A 16,446-nucleotide genomic window follows, 5' to 3' on the forward strand; every position below is an offset into this window, starting at 1 on the left:
CGGGATGCTGATCGTGACCGGTGGCCTGGGCCGGGTGGCGACGGTGCTGGGGCCCGTGCTGCCGCCGGACGTCCGCCTGGTGGACAACCGACCCGGCGCGCTGCGGCTGGACCTGTCCGACCCCGACCAGGCCGCCGAGGCCGTCCGCGGCGCCACCGCGGTCCTCCACCTCGCCGGGAGCCCCAGTCCCGGCCAGGACCGGGAGACCGCGCACCAGGGCAACACCGTCGTCACCGACACCCTGCTCGCGGCGTGCGGAGACCAGGTCCCGCGGATCGTGCTGGCCAGCTCGGTGCACGCGATGGGGCACTACCACGGGGCAGGCGCTGGGCTGATCAGTCCTGAGTGGACTCCCGGACCGTGTTGTGCTTACGGGGAAAGCAAAGTCGACGTCGAGGAGCTCGGCAGGCGCCACGCCGAGCGGTACGGCGTGTCGGTGGTCTGCCTGCGGCTGGGCTCCACCGGCTACCCGCTGCTCGAACGCCGGTACGCCGACCTGTGGCTCTCCGACCGCGACGCCCGGCAGCTCGTCCTGTCCGCGCTGACCGCCGACGTGCGGTTCGGCGCCTACTTCGGGGTCTCGGCCAACACCCCGGCCCGCTGGGACATCGCCAACGCGCGCGCCGAACTCGGCTACCGGCCCGTGGACGACAGCGCGGAGCTCGACATCGGCGACGACGAGCCGTACCAGTTCCCGAACTGCAGCATGTTCGGCTAGGGGGTCCGAGCGCCGTCAGGCGGTGGAGATGACGTCGTTGCGCAGCACGGCGGGCAGGCTCCTGCGGTGCGTGACGTTGAGCTTGCGGTACGCCTTGGTCAGGTGCTGTTCGACGGTGCTGGTCGTGACGTAGAGCTTGTTCGCGATCTCCCGGTTGGTGTGCCCGAGGGCGGCCAGTCCGGCGACCCGCCGTTCGGCGTCGGACAGCGCGGCGAGCCCCACCTCCGCCTCGGTGCCCTCGGGTCTGCCGATGGCACGGCGGTTCCGGTCGGGGATCAGCTCGTCGCACAGCGGTTCCGCCTGGCAGTCCTTGGCCAGCCACCAGGCCCGCCGGATCGTCACGCGGGCCCGGTCGCGCTCGCCCAGCTCGTGGTGCAGCCTGCTCAGGTCGGCCAGCACACGGGCGACCTCCAGCTGGGCGCCCGCGGCCTGGAGCTCGTCCAGGGCCTGGTGCAGCAGCTGGGAGCGGCGCCGGGACCGCACGGTGGCGGCCTTGATCCGCAACGCCGTGCCGCGCGAGGGCGACGGTCCGGCCACCGGCAGCGCCAGCTGCTCGTCGACGAGCTCCCTGGCCTTGGCCTGGTTGCCCAGCAACAGGTACACCTCGGCGGCACCGGTGCGCCACGGCAGGATCCCCGGCGAGTCCACCTTCCACTCCACCACCAGCTCGCCGCAGGACAGGAAGTCGTTCAGCGCGGCGGGCAGCTGCCGGGTCGCCAGGTGGTGGCAGCCCTTGGCGAACAGGTAGTGCTGCAACCCGTGCTGGACGCGGTAGAGGTGCTGGGGCACACCCAGTTCCAGCGTCTCGGCCGCCTCGGCGAACTTCCCCATCGCGGTGCTCGCCCGCACCAGCGTCCCGAGCGCCATGCCGATGTCGGCACCGCTGGTGCCGGGACCGATCCCCTCCAGCGCGAACCGGGCGTACTCGCGGGCGGCGGGGAGGTCGCCCGTCCGCAGCGCGGCCTGGGCGCGGACCACCGCCAGCTCCCGCCGCCACTCGGGGGCGCCGGACGCCTCGGGCCCCTCGGTGAGGAAGGTGTCGCACCACGACTTCACGCTGCCGAGCTTCTCCAGGTACAGCAGCGTGTGCAGCGCCTCCCGGACGGGCTCGCCCGGCTCCTCGCTGGGATCGGCCTCCTTCAGGACGCGCTCCGCGTCCGTCGCCGCGTCGTCGAGCTCGCGGCCGATCAGGTCGGTCAACGCCGTGGCGGCCCTGACCGGCACGTCCACCTCGACCGGCGCCCGGTCGGGGCCCGACGGCACCGGCGGCAGCCCGCGGGCGAGCTCGGGGTGCGAGTAGGCGGCCCACATCCGGGTGCTCACCAGCTCGGCCCTGCTGTGCTCGTCCAGCTCGTCCATCCTCTCGACGAGCCGCGCGAGACCTTCGGCGACGTCGTCGGCGCGGCCGTGCAGGACGAGGAAGCGGACGAACCAGAGCAGGCCGCGGCCGTGCAGCCTGCCCTCGCGCATCGCCTCGGCCAGCACCGGCACCTGCTGGAGCGCGGTGGCCGGGCTGAGCCGGAGCCTGAGGCGCGCCAGCATCATCGTGAGCTCGACGGGGACCTCGTCGGCGCGGTCGCGGATCGCGAGCTCCAGGTACTCGAGCGCGTCCTCGACCTGGTCGTCGAGCAGGGCCCACTTCGCGGGCTCGCCGTCCTCGCCCTCGTGCACGACGTGGAGCCAGGGCGCCGTGGTGCCGCCCGCGTCCGGGAGCACGGCGTCGGCCGGTCCGCGCCGGGGGCCCGGCAGGTCCGCCGCGTCGATCTCCAACCGCCCGAGCCCGCTCGCGAGGCGCTGGATCACCGCGTGGTTGCCGTGCTTGGCGTGCAGCAGCACGAGGCAGCGGCGGAGCTCCGCGAGGGTGTGGTGCAGTGCGGTGTTCTTCGCCGTGTACATGGGACGACCTCCTCAGCCTGGCGGTCCCGGCACCCGCTCGCCGCGCGGCGGGTCGGAGGCCGGGGCCGCTGTCATGGCGACCCCGTCCGCGCGGGGCGTGGCGGGAAAGCGGCGGCAGCACCGGGTTCCGGACCGTTGCGGGGACGGCGGAGAAGCGACCGGATTCGGTGGGAACCGCTCCGGAAATGGTCGGAGCGGATGCGCTCCCGATCGTCGTCGGGTGCTTTCCCGTCGGTTCGGGAGATGCGGGCTGCGGTGTGCCGCCGATGTTATCGACGATTCTTCGCCCGACGGCTCCCGGTGCGGATGTGTAGGGAAATCAAAGGTGCGGATCCGGTGGAAGTGCGTCATCGCTCGCCGGTCCGCGTCTCGGGTGGAAGACGATGGCGAAGATCCGCCCCGTGGTCGGGAGTTCACCGGGAGCCGTGGCGAAAACGCATTCCGCCTCGGCTCCCGCACCGGGACTCGAGAGCCTTCCGGGCGATCCTTGCTGGGGAATCACCAGGAGATGCCGGAGGTCCTTGTCAGTTCGTCGGTGGGCCTGAATGGTCGGGGTGCGGGGTGTCCTGCGACACCCCGTCGAAATGCGACGAGGACGAGCCGGTAGGACGAACTGGGAGGTTCCCGTGACGAGTGCGAAGAACTCCGACCTGCACCGTGCGCTCGGTGAGCTGCGCCGCTGCCTCGGGGCGTTGCGCGCCGCCCACGGCGACCACGCGGTGATCCGGCGCCTCGTGAACGGCGTGGAGCGGCTGGAGATCGACGCCGCCGACCTGCCGAACCTGGTCCCGGTGCCCGGCTACGCGCCCGACGAGGTGGTCTACGTGCCGGACGCGCCGTACGACCCCGACCTGTGGAGCAACGCCGACGACGAGGGCATCGGCGGTCGTCGACCGCACATCGCCTGACGTCGGGACGCCGTACCGCGCGGCCCGCATCCGGGCCGCGCGGTACCCGCGCGCCCGTGCTCACCTGCGCGAACGCGGTGGCCGACGGTAGACCACCACGCCCAGTGGATCGGCTTCGGGCAATTCCCGAATCAATTTCGCCTTGGTCCCGCGGTCCTGAGGACTCCCGCGTGCCGATTCCGGCCCGGTGTCGCTGTTCACCCGCCGTGCGTTGACAGGAACGCCTTCGACGTGCCGCGCGCGACCGCGCCATTCGAGACGCACCCGGTCGATTCCCGCATTGTGGACGAGGTGTCCGCCACCCGTGGTGACGCGCTGTGGATATCGCGTCCGCCGCCGCGCCCGAAGCCGGAGTGGTCCGCCGAATGCGAACGGTTGCAACAATTGCCGGAACAGGAGTTTGTGATGGCAGTCACGCTGGAAAAGTGGATAGTTCGGTCTGTCCGCGGTTCCGGGGTGGCACGATCTCGCCACCCGCGGTGGTGGTGGAGCCGCCCTCCTGGTAGGGGGCTTGGCTAGTTCGGCCACCGGGGTGTGCGGAGTCCGGTGGGGCGATATCGACCGTTGTGCCGCGGATTCGGTGTTCGTGCAGGTTGCCGGGTTGTCCGGGGTGGGTGCGGCTGTCGCGAGGGGATGGGTGTGCATTCCGCGGCGGGCGGCTCGCGGTCACATTTCGTGACCGATGTGGCGGTGGACACCGTTGTCCGCCCGGACATTGGTCACCGTGAGTCACATTTACTCGACTGTCCGGTACAGCGGAGTACGTCCGAACGGCCTAACGGCGACCGCACTTGACGGCTGGTTGCCGCACACTTAGGCGGGGCACCCGTCTCGAATCATTGCATCGTTACGGATCCTCCCGTAATAATTGTCGGGGTCCTGATCCCGGCCCGATTCGAACCTGATGTCGAGTCGTCGGAAAAGTGTGCACGGCAGTGTCCCGGTGTATGGCAGTGTCTTGGTCAGTGGAGGTACCTTGTTCGAGCGGGATGTTGGTTTCATCGACCCCACGGTGGCCGATCCGGGGTCTGCCGGCGACGACGACCGATATCGGGTGGGGTCCTCGGATCGCCTGTACAGGTCATTGTTCGACTGGTCGGGACTCGGTATTTTCTGCATTGACCTCGACGACCGCGTCGTCGAGGCGAACGACGATTTCCTGAGGGTGGTCAACCGGTCCGCCGACGAGGTGCGGGGCCTGGCCCTCGCCGACTTCCTGCACCCCGCGTTCCTGGTCAACGTGCGGCAGCGGCTGGCGACGCTCGCCGACGGGGGTCGCGGGCAGGTGGTCGAGAACGTCGTGCTGCTGCGCAAGGGCGACGGCGCCGTGCTGGGCGACCTGAGCGTGATCCCGGCGGGTGGCCGGTCCGAGTGGTCGATCAGCATGTTCGCCGTTTTCGTCCCCTACGACCACGCGGTCGGCCCGCTGTCGGTGTCGGGGAAGAAAGGACTGCGTTTCACCGGGATGGGCGGACGCGTCCTGGAAGGCGTCGCCGCCGGTGTCTCCACCATGCAGCTGGCGACGCAGTTGTACTTGAGCCGACAGGGTGTCGAATACCACGTCGGCGCGATGTTACGGGCGCTCGAAGTGCCGAACCGCGCTTCTTTGGTGTCCAAGGCCTACGAGTTGGGCATTCTCAGCGTCGGTGTGTGGCCGCCGAGGGTAGCGCCCTCCTGGCGGGTCGACCCGGCGAGCTGAACGGGAATTTTCCTTCCCCCTTCTCGCGCGTGCTCGCGCGTCGCCCGTGACCGAAGGCGTTTACCGGCGGACGGGCTCCGCGGGTGCGCATCTGGTATTCATGCACTGAGCGGATTGTGCGGTCGGAGGACCGGCTCGCGTTTCACCCCTGGGCTGTGCACGAGGTTTCCGCGGCCTTGTCGTGCGGTCCCGCGGGTTGTCAGCAGACACGCTGGAAGACCGAAGGGTAAGGGATGCCGGACAAGCCCGCAGCGAGTGACTGGCCGTTGCTCGGCCGGTCGACCGAGTTGTCCCGGCTGTCGGAGTGCGCCAAGGCCGCGCACGCGGGCCACGCGCGGCTCGTCGTGGTGCGCGGCCCCGCGGGTGTGGGCCGCACGAGCCTGCTCGCCGCGGTGCGGCGGGACGTGCTCCGGCACAACGAGTTCCTCGTCCTGGACGCGACCTGCCCGGAGACCGACCGCGAGATCGGGTACTCCACCGTGCGCGCCCTGTTCGCTCCGGCGGAGGTCGCCGACGCCGCGGACGACGTGACCGCGCGGCACCGGGCCAGGGTCGGGGCCAAGTGGGCGCGGGAGGCGCTGACCGCCAGCCGCTCGGCCGGTGCCGACATGCCGCGGCTGCTGCACTACCAGGTGCTCTACGGCCTGTTCTGGCTCGCCGCGGAGGTGATGACCGACCGGCCGCTGGCGATCGTGCTCGACGACGCGCAGTGGTGCGACGAGCTCTCGTTGCGCTGGCTGGAGTTCCTGCTGCGCCGCGCGGACCGGCTGCCGCTGCTGGTGGTGCTCGGTCAGCGCACCGACACCCACGGCCTCGCCCAGGACATCCTGGCGGGCATGGTCGCCGACTCCCGCGCGGAGACCGTGGACCTCCCGCCGCTCGCCCCGGCCGACGTCGCCGAGCTGGCGGGCATCGCCCTGGACGACCGGCTGGACCCGCTGTTCGTCCGCTCGTGCGCGGACGTGTCCAGGGGCAACCCGCTGCTGCTGCGCCGGCTGCTGGAGGAGCTGGCGCGGTCCGGTGTCAGCACGGACGCGACCGGAGCGGGCGCGGTGGCCCGCGTCGGCGGCGCGGTCGTCGTCGAGTCGGCGCTGGACCGGCTCGTCGAGCAGCCGGAGCCGGTGCGCGCCGTCGCCACGGCGGTGGCGGTGCTGGACGGCATGTCCGGGGACGTCGGCCCGCAGTCGCTCGGGGAGCTGGCCGGGGTCCCGCCCAGACAGGTCTCCGAGGCGCTGGACGCGCTGCGCCGCATCGACGTGCTCCAGCCCGGCTCGCTCGGGTTCGCGCACGACTCCCTGTCGGCCAGCATGATCGGGCGGATCGCGGGGGAGGAGGTCGAGCGGCTGCGCTCCAAGGCCGCGAGGCTGCTCAACGACGCCGGGTGGGCGGCCGAGGACATCGCCGGGCACCTGATGCTGCTGTCCGACCTGCCGGAGTCCTGGATGCTGGGCGTGCTGGTCGAGGCGGCCGCGTGCGCCCAGCGGCGGCACGCCCACGGGGTCGCGGTCGGTTACCTGCGCCGCGCCATCGCCCTCGGTCGGGACGAGGCCGCCCGACCGCACCTGCGGGTCGACCTCGCCCGGTCGCTGGCCGAGTCCGACCCGGTGGCGGCGCTGAGGCAGCTGGACATCGCGATCTCCGAGACGACCGACCCGCGGACCAGGGCGGTCATCGCCGCCCAGTTCGGCTGCACCGCGCTCGTCGCGCGCCGGGCGCCCGAGGGCGTCCGCGTGGTCGGCGGGGTGCTCGACGAGCTGAACCTGGTGGTGGGCGACCGTCCGTCGCCCGCTGACCGGGAGCTGCTCGCGATGGTCGAGTGGGTGCTGCTCGCCACCGGTACCGTCGAGCGGTCGACGGTCGGCCTCGTCCGCGCGAGGGCGCGCGCGACGACCCCGCCGTCCGGGCACAGCCCAGGGGAACGGCAGGTGCTCGCCGTCATGTCCGCGCTGGCCGCGGACGAGTGCCAGCCGGTGGGCCGCGTGGTCGACTGGGCCACCCGCGCGACGCGCGTGCTGCCCGACACCGGGGACTGGGCGATCCTCCACGCCGCCCGCGCGCTGCGCCTGGCCGACGAGGTCGAGGCCTCGCACGCGGTGTACGGCTGGATCGCCGACCGGGGCGGCGAGCACACGTCGGCGGGGCACGTCCTCGCCCTGGCGGGCCGCGCGCTCCTGCACAACTCGACCGGCGACCTGCACGCCGCGGCGGCGGAGGGCGACCGCGCGCTGGCCGCGCGGACTCCCGGACAGGCCCGCACCGCGATGCCGGAGATCGTGCGCGCCCTCACCTTCACGGCGCAGGACCAACCGGACCGGGCCGATCACCTGCTGGACCTGGTCGAGGGGCCCCGCATCGAGGAGGTGGTCGACGAGTGGCGGTTCTACCTGCTCGCGAGGGGCCACGCCCGGTGGGTGGCGGGTGACCTGGACGCCGCTCTGGAGCACCTGCTCGCCTGCGGACGCGCCCTGGCCGAGTGCGGTGTCACCAACCCGGTGGTCGCGCCGTGGTGGGTCGGCGCGGTGAGCGTGCTGACCCGGCTGGGGCGGACGGCGGAGGCGCGCCGCGTCGCGGAGGAGGGGCAGGACCTGGCCCGGCGCTGGCCGACGCCGCGCGCGATCGGGCTGGGGCTGCTGGCGGAGGGGACCGCCAGTGCGGGCACCCGCGCGGTGGAGCTGCTGGAGGAGGCCGTGCGCGTGCTGTCCACGAGCCCCGCGCAGCTGGATCTCGCGCACGCCGAGCGCAGGCTGGGCGCCGCCCAGCTGAGGCTGGGCGACGCCGGGGCGGCCCGCAAGCACCTGCGCGTCTCGATGGACCTGGCCACCCTGTGCGGGTCCACCGCGCTCGTGCGGACGGCGGGCCGGTTCCACGCCGCCGCGGGCGGGAGGCGCCGCCAGTCCGGCCGGTCCGCCGTGGACAACCTGACGGAGGCGGAGCGCAGGGTCGCCGACATCGCCGCGCGGGGCAGCAGCAACAAGGAGATCGCCGAGGCCCTCTTCGTCACCGTCCGGACGGTCGAGATGCACCTGACCAACATCTACCGCAAGCTCGGCGTCTCCAGGCGGTCCGCGCTGGCCGAGATGCTCCCCGGCACGCCGCCGCGGCACCGGGGACACGACGACGGTCCGCCGGGCCGGGACGCGCACCTCGGCGTCCCCACCGGCGCCGAGAGGGGCTGAGCGTGTTCCTGGAGCGGGAGGGCGGGCTGGCCGCCGTCACCGACGCGGTGCGCGAGGCCCGCAAGGGCAACGGCTCGCTGCTGCTGGTGACCGGTGCGGTCGGTGCCGGGCGCACGACGTTCCTGGGCGGGCTGCCCACCCTGGTGGGGCGCGACTCGGCGGACGAGGGCATCCGGGTGCTGCGGGCCAACGGCGCGTGGCTGGAGCAGGACCACTCGCTGGGTGTGGTCCACCAGCTGCTCGACCCGGTCATGGTCGCCTCGCCCAAGCCCGCCAGGGAGAGGTGGCTGCAGGGCGCGGACGCCTGCCGCCCGCTGTTCACCTACCGGGCCTTCGAGCACGACGTGCCCGAGTCCGAGTACGCCACGCCCGAGGCGTTGCGGGGGCTGCTGGCGCTGGTGCGCAACCTCAGCGCCGACACGCCGCTGCTGATCCTCGTGGACGACCTCCAGTGGGTGGACGCCGCGTCGCTGCGCTGGCTCGGGCTGCTGTCCGAGCACCTGGCGGGTACCGCCGCCACCGTCGTCCTCGCCCTGCGCGAAGGGGTGGAGCCCGTCAACCAGGAGGCGGTCCGGCGGATCGTCGAGGCCGCGACGCGGGTGCTGCCGCTGGGCCCGTTGGGGATCGCGAGCACGCGGGTGCTGGTGCACGCGGAGTTCTACACGGCCGGGCAGGACGAGTTCGTGTGGGCGTGCCAGACGACCTCCGGCGGCAACCCGCTGTTCCTCGTCAGCCTGCTCGCCTCGCTGGCGGCCCGCGGCGTGCCGCCGACCGCCGAGGGTGCGGCACTGGTGCGCACCTCCCGGCCGGAACGGCTGCGCGCCCGGTTCACCGCCTGCCTGATGGCCCTCCCGCTCGGGGTGCGGGACGTGGCCCAGGCGATGAGCGTGCTGGGCGAACTGACCGACCGCGAGCTGCTCTGCAGGCTCCTCGGCATCACCGCCGAGGCGTGCGCGGAGGCGCTGACCGTCCTGAGCAGGCTCGGCCTGCTCGCGGCGGGCCTGCCGCACCGGTTCTGCCACCCCGTCGTGCAGGAGGCCGTCGAACAGGTCATGTCCGCGACCGAGCGCGAGCACATCCAGCTCAACGCCGCGTTGCTGCTGCACGACAGCGGGCGCTCGGCGGAGCAGACGGCGACGCACCTGCTCGCGACGATGAGCCAGGGCGACGACCGGGCGACCGCCGCGCTGAGGTCGGCCGCCACCGACGCGCTGGACCGGGGCGCGCCCGTCCTGGCCGCCCACTGCCTGCGCCGGGCGCTGCAGGTGTGCCCACCCGACGGGGCCGACCGCGCGGCGCTGCTGGTCGACCTGGCCACCGCCGAGCGCGAGTTCGACTCCAACGCGGCCATCCGGCACGTCATGCAGGCCCTTCCACTGCTCTCCTCCGCGTACGACCGGGCCCTAGCGGTCTCCCGGATCGCGCCGCTCCTGCTCGTCGGGGTCTCCGAGCGCGCGCGGAACGTCGTCGAGCGGGCCGCCGCCGACCTCGGCACCCCGGACGCGCTGACCGGCCAGACCAGGGACCTCGCGCTGCGGCTGAAGGGCAGGCTGAGCCTGGTCAACGAGTGGGCGGTGTCCGACCTGTTCGCCGACGTCGACGCGCTGGGCGAGCCGGACGCCCGACCGGACCTGTCCACCGGCGGCGCGCGCGAGCTGGCCACCGCGCTGCTGCACACCGGCACCGTGCGGCTGCGGCTGCCCGCGCGGGTCGTCGCGGACATGAGCAGCCGCCTGCTGGCCGCGGAACGGCCGGACTTCGCCCACGTGCACACCCTGCTGCCGATGCTCACCCCCGTGCTGCTGGCGGCCGACGCCGTGCAGCGGGCGGTCCCCTGGCTGGACGTGGCGCTGAACCAGGCGCGCCTGCGCAACTCGCTGACGGCGCAGGTGGGCATCCGCTGCGAGCAGGCGCTCGTGCACATCGGGCTCGGCGACCTGCGCGCGGCCAAGGCCATGGCGACCGAGGCGTGGAACCTCGCCGACGACGGCTGGTCGGACGGGCTGGGGGCGGCGAGCGTGACCCTGGCCGCGGTCGCGCTCGAGACCGGGGACGTGCAGCTGGGCGAGGCGGTGCTCGAACGCACCTCGCGCCGCGCGGGCGCGTACCCGCGGGTCGGCAGGAACGCGGTCCTGTTGCTGCTGCGCGGTTTCCTCGTCGGTCGGACCGACCCGCGCGGAGGGCTCGGCTACGTCCTGGACTGCGGACAGCTGCTCGAGGACGCCGGGTGGACCAACCCCGTGCTGCACCCCTGGCGCAAGTGGGCCGCGACCTCGTACCTGAAGCTCGGCGACCTGGACTCCGCGCACCGGCTGGCCGACGAGGACCACGCGCTCGCGGTGCGGTGGGGCGCGCCCGCCGCGATGGGTAGCGCCCTGCTGCTGCGGGGGATGCTGGCCGGGGGAGCGGAGGGCGTCGACCTGACCCAGCGCGCCGTCGACGTGCTGGCGGGCTCGGCCAGCGCGCTGCTCAGGGCGAAGGCGTTGACGCAGCTGGGCGGCATGCTGCGGGCCGACGGGGACCCCCGCGCCGACCAGGTCCTGCGCGACGGCCGCGACCTGGCCACCAGGTGCGGCGCGGACTGGCTCGCCAGGCGGGCGACCGCGCACCTGGCCGGGGCCGACCGCGGCACCGGGCGGCTCGAGCTGACGCACGCCGAGCTGCGGGTGGCCCGGCTGGTCGTCGACGGCAGGACCAACCGGGAGATCGCGGACGAGCTGGCCGTGGCCCTGCGCACCGTGGAGAAGCACCTCACGAGCGCCTACCGCAAGCTGGAGGTGTCGGGCCGGGCGGCGCTGGCCGACGGCCTGCGCTCCGCGGACGGCGACGACCGCGAACCGGCGCAGGTGCCCGTGACGCCGGGCAGCGGCTGGTGGTCGCGGTAGCAAGTCGTTGGAACCACTAGGGTTTTCCGGACGGGCACCCCTTGAGACTGGTCATCCGCAACATCTTTGAGAGGAAACAACAGTGACCTCAGCCGATGAGCTGCCGAGGATGACCGAGATGTTCTCGCCCCTGTTCGGGCAGAACGACTACCTGCGCGAGCTCCAGGCCAAGCAGCCGATCTGGAAGGTGCGCACGCCCGCGGGCGACGAGGCCTGGCTGGTGGTGCGGCACGCCGAGATCCGGGCCCTGCTGGTGAACCGCAAGCTGGTGCGGTCGCACCCGGACCCGACGAACGCGGCGCAGTACGTGCAGAGCCCCATCTTCGACATGGTGCGGTCGGAGCCGATCGACCACTCCAGGTTCCGGGCCGTGCTCACGCCGTTCTTCTCCCAGTCCGCCATGCGCGCCATCGAGCCCCTCGTCGTGTCCATCGTGGACGAGCTGGTCGACTCGCTGGCGGCCCGCACGCCGCCGGTGGACCTCCAGGAGCACTTCTCGGTGCCGATGGGGATGCGCGTCCTGTGCGCGTTCGTCGGCATCCCCGACTCGGAGTGGCGTTCCCTGCACGGGATGCTCTACGAGATGGCGGTCCTCGACGAGCAGGACCACGCGCGCAAGCACGCCACCAAGGTCGGCCAGTACCTTCAGGAGCGGGTGGCCGGCAAGCGGCTGGAACGCGGCAACGACGTGCTGTCCGGGCTGGTCGCGGCGGGCCTGGCCGACGACGAGGTCGCCAGGCTGGGCACCATGCTGATGTTCGCGGGCGGTGACAGCGTCGCGAACAGCATCGGCTACGGACTCGGCCGCCTGGCCGCCAACCCGGACCTGAGGGACGCGCTGATCAAGGACACCGACCTGGTCCCGGCGGCGGTGGAGGAGCTGCTGCGCACCGCGACCTACGGCGGCGGGGCGCACCCGCACTACGCGGCGGAGGACATCGAGATCGCCGGGGTGACGATCCGCGCCGGGGACCTGGTGCTGCCCGACTTCGCGCTGGCGAACTTCGACGAGCGCGTCTTCGAGAACGCCGACGAGATCGACTTCGGCCGGAAGTCCAACCCGCACCTGGCTTTCGCGCACGGCGTCTGGCACTGCCTCGGTGCCCCGCTGGCGCGGATGGAGCTGGCCATCGCGGTCAGGGCGCTGCTCGCCCGGTTCCCGACCCTGCGCCTGCCCGACGCGGCGGAAGAGGCCGCGGCGGGCACCGAGCAGGCCCGGCTGAGCTCCACCATGGACCGGCTCCTGATCGCCTGGTGACCGCCCGCGCGGGGGAGCGGCCGGACCGGCCTCACCGGTCCGGCCGCTCCCCTTCGTCCGCGGTCCGCGCGAACTGCGCGGCGACCAGGTTCGCGTAGGAACCCTTGGCGCGCAACAGCTCCTCGTGGGTACCGCGTTCGACGATCCGCCCGTCCCCCATCACGAGGATGAGGTCCGCGTCCTGGATCGTGGAGAGCCGGTGCGCGATCACGAAGCAGGTGCGGCCCGCGCGCAACGACGTCATCGCCCGCTGGATGAGCACCTCGCTGCGGGTGTCCACGGAGCTGGTGGCCTCGTCCAGGATCAGGATCGCCGGGTCGGCCAGGAACGCCCTCGCCACCGTGATGAGCTGCTTCTCGCCCGCGCTGACCGCGGCCGTCTCGGTGAGCACGGTGTCGTAGCCGTCGGGCATCGTGCGGACGAAGTGGTCGACCCGGACGGCCTTCGCCGCGGCGACGACCTGTTCGCGCGTGGCACCGGGCAGGCCGTAGGCGATGTTGTCGGCGATCGTCCCCTCGAACAGCCAGGTGTCCTGCAGCACGAGCCCGGTCCTGGACCGCACGTCCTGCCGGGTCATCGTCGCGATGTCCCGGCCGTCCACCAGGATCCGGCCGCCGTCGACCTCGTGGAAGCGCATCAGCAGGTTGCCCAGCGTGGTCTTGCCCGCACCGGTCGGACCGACGATCGCGACCACCTGACCGGGCCGCGCCACCAGCGAGAGGTCCTCGATCAGCGGGCGGTCGGCGGTGTAGCGGAAGCTCACGCGGTCGAACTCGACGCTGCCCCGCACGGTGTCCACGCGGTCGGCGTCCGGCGGGTCCGGCCGTTCCTCCTCCGCGTCGAGCAGTTCGAAGACCCGCTCGGCGGAGGCGAAGCCGGACTGCAGCTTGCCGATCACGCCGCCGATCTCGCCCGCCTGGTTGTTGAACTGGGTGGTGTAGAGCATGAACGCCTGCACGCTGCCGAGCGACAGCGCGCCACCCGCCACCCGCAGCGCCCCGACGACCGCCACCATGACGTAGTTCAGGTTGGCCACGAACAGCAGCGCGGGCTCGATGGCCTCGGCGAGGAAGTGCGCCCGCCGTCCCGAGGCGCGCATCGCGTCGTTGCGCTCGTCGAACTCGGCCAGCGCGGCCTCGCGCCTGCCGAACACCCGGACCAGCGCGTGCGCGGTGTACATCTGCTCCACGTGGGAGTTGAGCGCGCCCGTGTCCGACCACAGCTCGACGAAGTGCGGCTTGGTGAGCTTGCTGACGCGGGCGACGATGTACCCCGACAGCGGGATGCTCAGCAGCATCAGGAAGGTGAGCAGCGGCGAGATCACCAGCATCATCACCAGCACGGTCAGCAGGGCGAGCACCACCGACGCGAGCTTGCTGAAGGTCTGCTGCATGACCGTCTGGAGGTTGTCGACGTCGTTGGTGACCCGGCTGAGCAGCTCGCCGACCGGACGGCGGTCGAAGTAGCCGAGGGGGAGCCGGGGCAGCTTGGCCTCCACCCGCTCCCGCACGTCGGAGGCCACCCGCTGCACCACCTTCGCGGCGATCCGCTCCTGCAGGTACATGAACGAGGACGCGACCAGGTAGAGCGCGAGGGCGACGGCCAGCAGCACGGCGACCCGGCCGAACTCGACACCGCTGCCGGGCACCAGGTCGACGGTGCCGTACACCTCGGCGAGCGTGGTGTCGCCCGCCTCGCGCAGCCGGGCGATCGCCTCCTCCTTGCTCAGGCCCGCGGGCAGGGTCGACCCCGCGTACCCGGCGAACACCAGGTCGGTCGCCTTGCCGAGCAGCAGCGGTCCCATCGTGTTCGCGGCGACCCCTACGACGCAGCACACCATCGCCGCGACGGTCGGCAGCCGGTAGGGCCGCAGCAGGGAGACGAGCCTGCGCACCGTGCGCCGGGTGTCCTGCGGCCTGTCCGCGGGGCTCTCGACTTCCGCCTCGGGTGCGGCGGCCGGAGTGGTCACAACGCCTCCTGGGCGGTGAGCTGGGACTGGGCGATCGCCCGGTAGACGTCGTTGCCCGCGATCAGCTCGTCGTGCGTGCCGAGCCCGACGACCCGGCCCTCGTCCAGGACGGCGATGCGGTCGGCGTCCCGGATGGTGCTGATCCGCTGGGCGACCACGACGGTGGTCGCCCCGGCGATGTCCGGGGCCAGGGCCGCGCGCAAGGCGGCCTCGGTGGCGTAGTCCAGGCCCGAGAAGCAGTCGTCGAACAGGTAGACGTCCGGGCGCCGCACGAGGGTCCGCGCGATGGACAGCCGTTGTCGTTGCCCGCCCGAGAAGTTGCCGCCGCCCTGCTCGACCACCGAGTCGAGCCCGGCGGGCAGCCCTGCCACGAAGTCCCGGATCCGCGCGACCCCGAGCGCGTGCCACAGCTCGTCGTCGGTGGCCTCCGGCCTGCCGTAGCGCAGGTTCGTGGCGATCGTCCCGGCGAACAGGTACGGCTTCTGCGCCACCAGGCCCACGGTCGCCGACAGCGCGTCGCGGTCCAGCTCCCGCACGTCGGTGCCGTTGACGAGCACCGAGCCGGTCGTCGTCTCGTACAGGCGCAGCACCAGGTTGAGCAGCGTGGTCTTGCCGCTGCCGGTGCTGCCGATGACCGCCAGCGTCTCGCCCGGCCGCACCGAGAGGGTGATGTCCCGCAGGGACGGCTCCTCCGCGCCCGGATAGCGGAACCCGGCGCCGCGCAGGTCGACGTGGCCGGGGCGGGGACCGGAGTCCGCGCCGCCGTCGGCCGACGGCGCCGGTGCGGCGTCGAGGACCTCGCAGACGCGGCGCGCGGCGACCTGCGCGCGCGGCACGGTCAGGAACACGTACATCGCGATCAGCATGGAGGTCAGGATCAGGATCACGTAACCGGTGAAGGCGCTGAGCGCGCCGACCGTCAGGTCGCCGGAACCGATCCGCCGACCCCCGACCCACACGACGACCACGGTGAACACGTTGCCCAGCAACCACACGATCGGGAACATCATCGCGGCCTGTCGCCGGGCCCTCATGGTGAGCTGGAACAGCTCCTCGTTCGCGGCGCCGAAGCGGCGCCGCTCGTGGTCCTCGCGGACGAACGCCCTGATCACCCGGACACCGGTGATCTGCTCGCGCAGCAACCGGTTCATCCCGTCGACGCTGTGCTGGATCAGGCCGTACAGCGGGCCCATCCTGGCCATCACGACCAGCACCGTGACCGTGGCCAGCGGGATGAAGACCAGCAGCACCAGGGTCAGCGGCACGTCCTGCTGCAACGCCAGCACGATGCTGGCCACGCACATGATCGGCGCGGACACGATGCTGCCGAAGCCGTCGACGGTGACCAGCTGGATCTGCTGGACGTCGTTGACGGTGCGGGTGGTGAGCGACGCGGCGCCGAAGCGCTCGACCTCGTGGACCGAGAAGTCCTGCACCCGGCGGAAGATCGCGGACCGCAGCCGGGCACCCAGCGCGGTCGCCACGCTCGTGCCGAAGTACTGCGCGCCCATCCTCGCCGCCACCTGCACCGCCGCCACGCCCACCATCACGGCGCCGATCCACAGGATGTCCACAACGGACCCGCGCAGCAGGCCCCGGTCGACGAGCTGGGCGTTCATCGTCGGCAGCAGCAGGAAAGTGATCGTCTGCACCAGTTGCAGCAGGATCAGCACTGCGATCGACAGGCGGTGGGGGCGGAGGTAAGTCCCCAGTATTCGGCTGAGCAAAGGGCACCTTCCCGGGTACGGGTCCGGCCCAGTCAAGTCGGCCGCCGACCGGTAAATCCCTAGTCTTCCGGGGTGTCCGGCCGGGGTCGGTGCGAAGACTAGGGATTTACCGGGCGGGACCCGATGACACTTCCCGTTGGCGTCCGCCAGGTTTCCGGCGGTGTTCCGGATGTTTCGCGCCCCGCCTGTCGAGATGGGTTGAACAGAGCT

9 protein-coding genes are annotated in these 16,446 nt (G+C 72.5%); 6 read left to right on the forward strand and 3 right to left on the reverse strand.

What is annotated here, in order from left to right:
* Positions 1–4 precede the first annotated feature (4 nt).
* A complete protein-coding gene (locus tag CLV43_RS24105) occupies positions 5–718 on the forward strand; it encodes an NAD-dependent epimerase/dehydratase family protein (RefSeq protein ID WP_106189538.1) in 714 nt (237 codons plus the stop codon).
* Between the two features lie 15 nt (positions 719–733).
* On the opposite strand, the gene CLV43_RS24110 is transcribed toward CLV43_RS24105, so the two are convergent.
* The gene (locus tag CLV43_RS24110) at positions 734–2,614 is read right to left on the reverse strand and encodes a helix-turn-helix transcriptional regulator (protein WP_106189539.1); all 1,881 of its coding nucleotides are present in this window, start codon (positions 2,612–2,614) and stop codon (positions 734–736) included.
* A 626-nt stretch (positions 2,615–3,240) separates the two neighbouring features.
* On the opposite strand from CLV43_RS24110, the gene CLV43_RS24115 reads away from it, so the two are divergent.
* The 5 genes from CLV43_RS24115 (at position 3,241) to CLV43_RS24135 (ending at position 12,540) form a co-directional block, all read left to right on the forward strand.
* Positions 3,241–3,522 (forward strand): hypothetical protein, encoded by a 282-nt coding sequence (locus CLV43_RS24115; RefSeq protein ID WP_106189540.1) that lies wholly within the window; start codon positions 3,241–3,243, stop codon positions 3,520–3,522.
* 976 nt (positions 3,523–4,498) lie between these two features.
* Positions 4,499–5,221 carry a PAS domain S-box protein gene (locus CLV43_RS24120; RefSeq protein ID WP_170155985.1) on the forward strand — a complete coding sequence of 241 codons (723 nt, stop codon included), beginning with the start codon at positions 4,499–4,501 and terminating at the stop codon, positions 5,219–5,221.
* 233 nt (positions 5,222–5,454) lie between these two features.
* Positions 5,455–8,397 (forward strand): helix-turn-helix transcriptional regulator, encoded by a 2,943-nt coding sequence (locus CLV43_RS24125; RefSeq protein WP_106189542.1) that lies wholly within the window; start codon positions 5,455–5,457, stop codon positions 8,395–8,397.
* A 2-nt stretch (positions 8,398–8,399) separates the two neighbouring features.
* Positions 8,400–11,282 (forward strand): ATP-binding protein, encoded by a 2,883-nt coding sequence (locus tag CLV43_RS24130; protein WP_170155986.1) that lies wholly within the window; start codon positions 8,400–8,402, stop codon positions 11,280–11,282.
* An 82-nt stretch (positions 11,283–11,364) separates the two neighbouring features.
* Positions 11,365–12,540 carry a cytochrome P450 gene (locus tag CLV43_RS24135; protein WP_146174887.1) on the forward strand — a complete coding sequence of 392 codons (1,176 nt, stop codon included), beginning with the start codon at positions 11,365–11,367 and terminating at the stop codon, positions 12,538–12,540.
* A 31-nt stretch (positions 12,541–12,571) separates the two neighbouring features.
* Here the strand turns inward: CLV43_RS24135 and CLV43_RS24140 are convergent, their stop codons facing one another.
* Entirely contained in the window at positions 12,572–14,509 is a 1,938-nt protein-coding gene (locus CLV43_RS24140; RefSeq protein WP_245886900.1) for an ABC transporter ATP-binding protein, read from the reverse strand.
* On the reverse strand, positions 14,506–16,236 hold the full coding sequence (locus CLV43_RS24145; RefSeq protein ID WP_106189545.1) for an ABC transporter ATP-binding protein: 1,731 nt from the start codon (positions 16,234–16,236) through the stop codon (positions 14,506–14,508). The genes CLV43_RS24140 and CLV43_RS24145 overlap by 4 nt, the downstream gene beginning before the upstream one ends.
* Positions 16,237–16,446 lie beyond the last annotated feature (210 nt).

It is taken from the genome of Umezawaea tangerina, from assembly GCF_003002815.1.
Classification (GTDB): domain Bacteria; phylum Actinomycetota; class Actinomycetes; order Mycobacteriales; family Pseudonocardiaceae; genus Umezawaea; species Umezawaea tangerina.

Bases quoted from the DNA above. Each gene is read 5' to 3' on its own strand.
- CLV43_RS24125 (WP_106189542.1), top strand. From the start codon at position 5,455: ATGCCGGACAAGCCCGCAGCGAGTGACTGGCCGTTGCTCGGCCGGTCG.
- CLV43_RS24105 (WP_106189538.1), top strand. From the start codon at position 5: ATGCTGATCGTGACCGGTGGCCTGGGCCGGGTGGCGACGGTGCTGGGG.
- CLV43_RS24110 (WP_106189539.1), bottom strand. From the start codon at position 2,614: ATGTACACGGCGAAGAACACCGCACTGCACCACACCCTCGCGGAGCTC.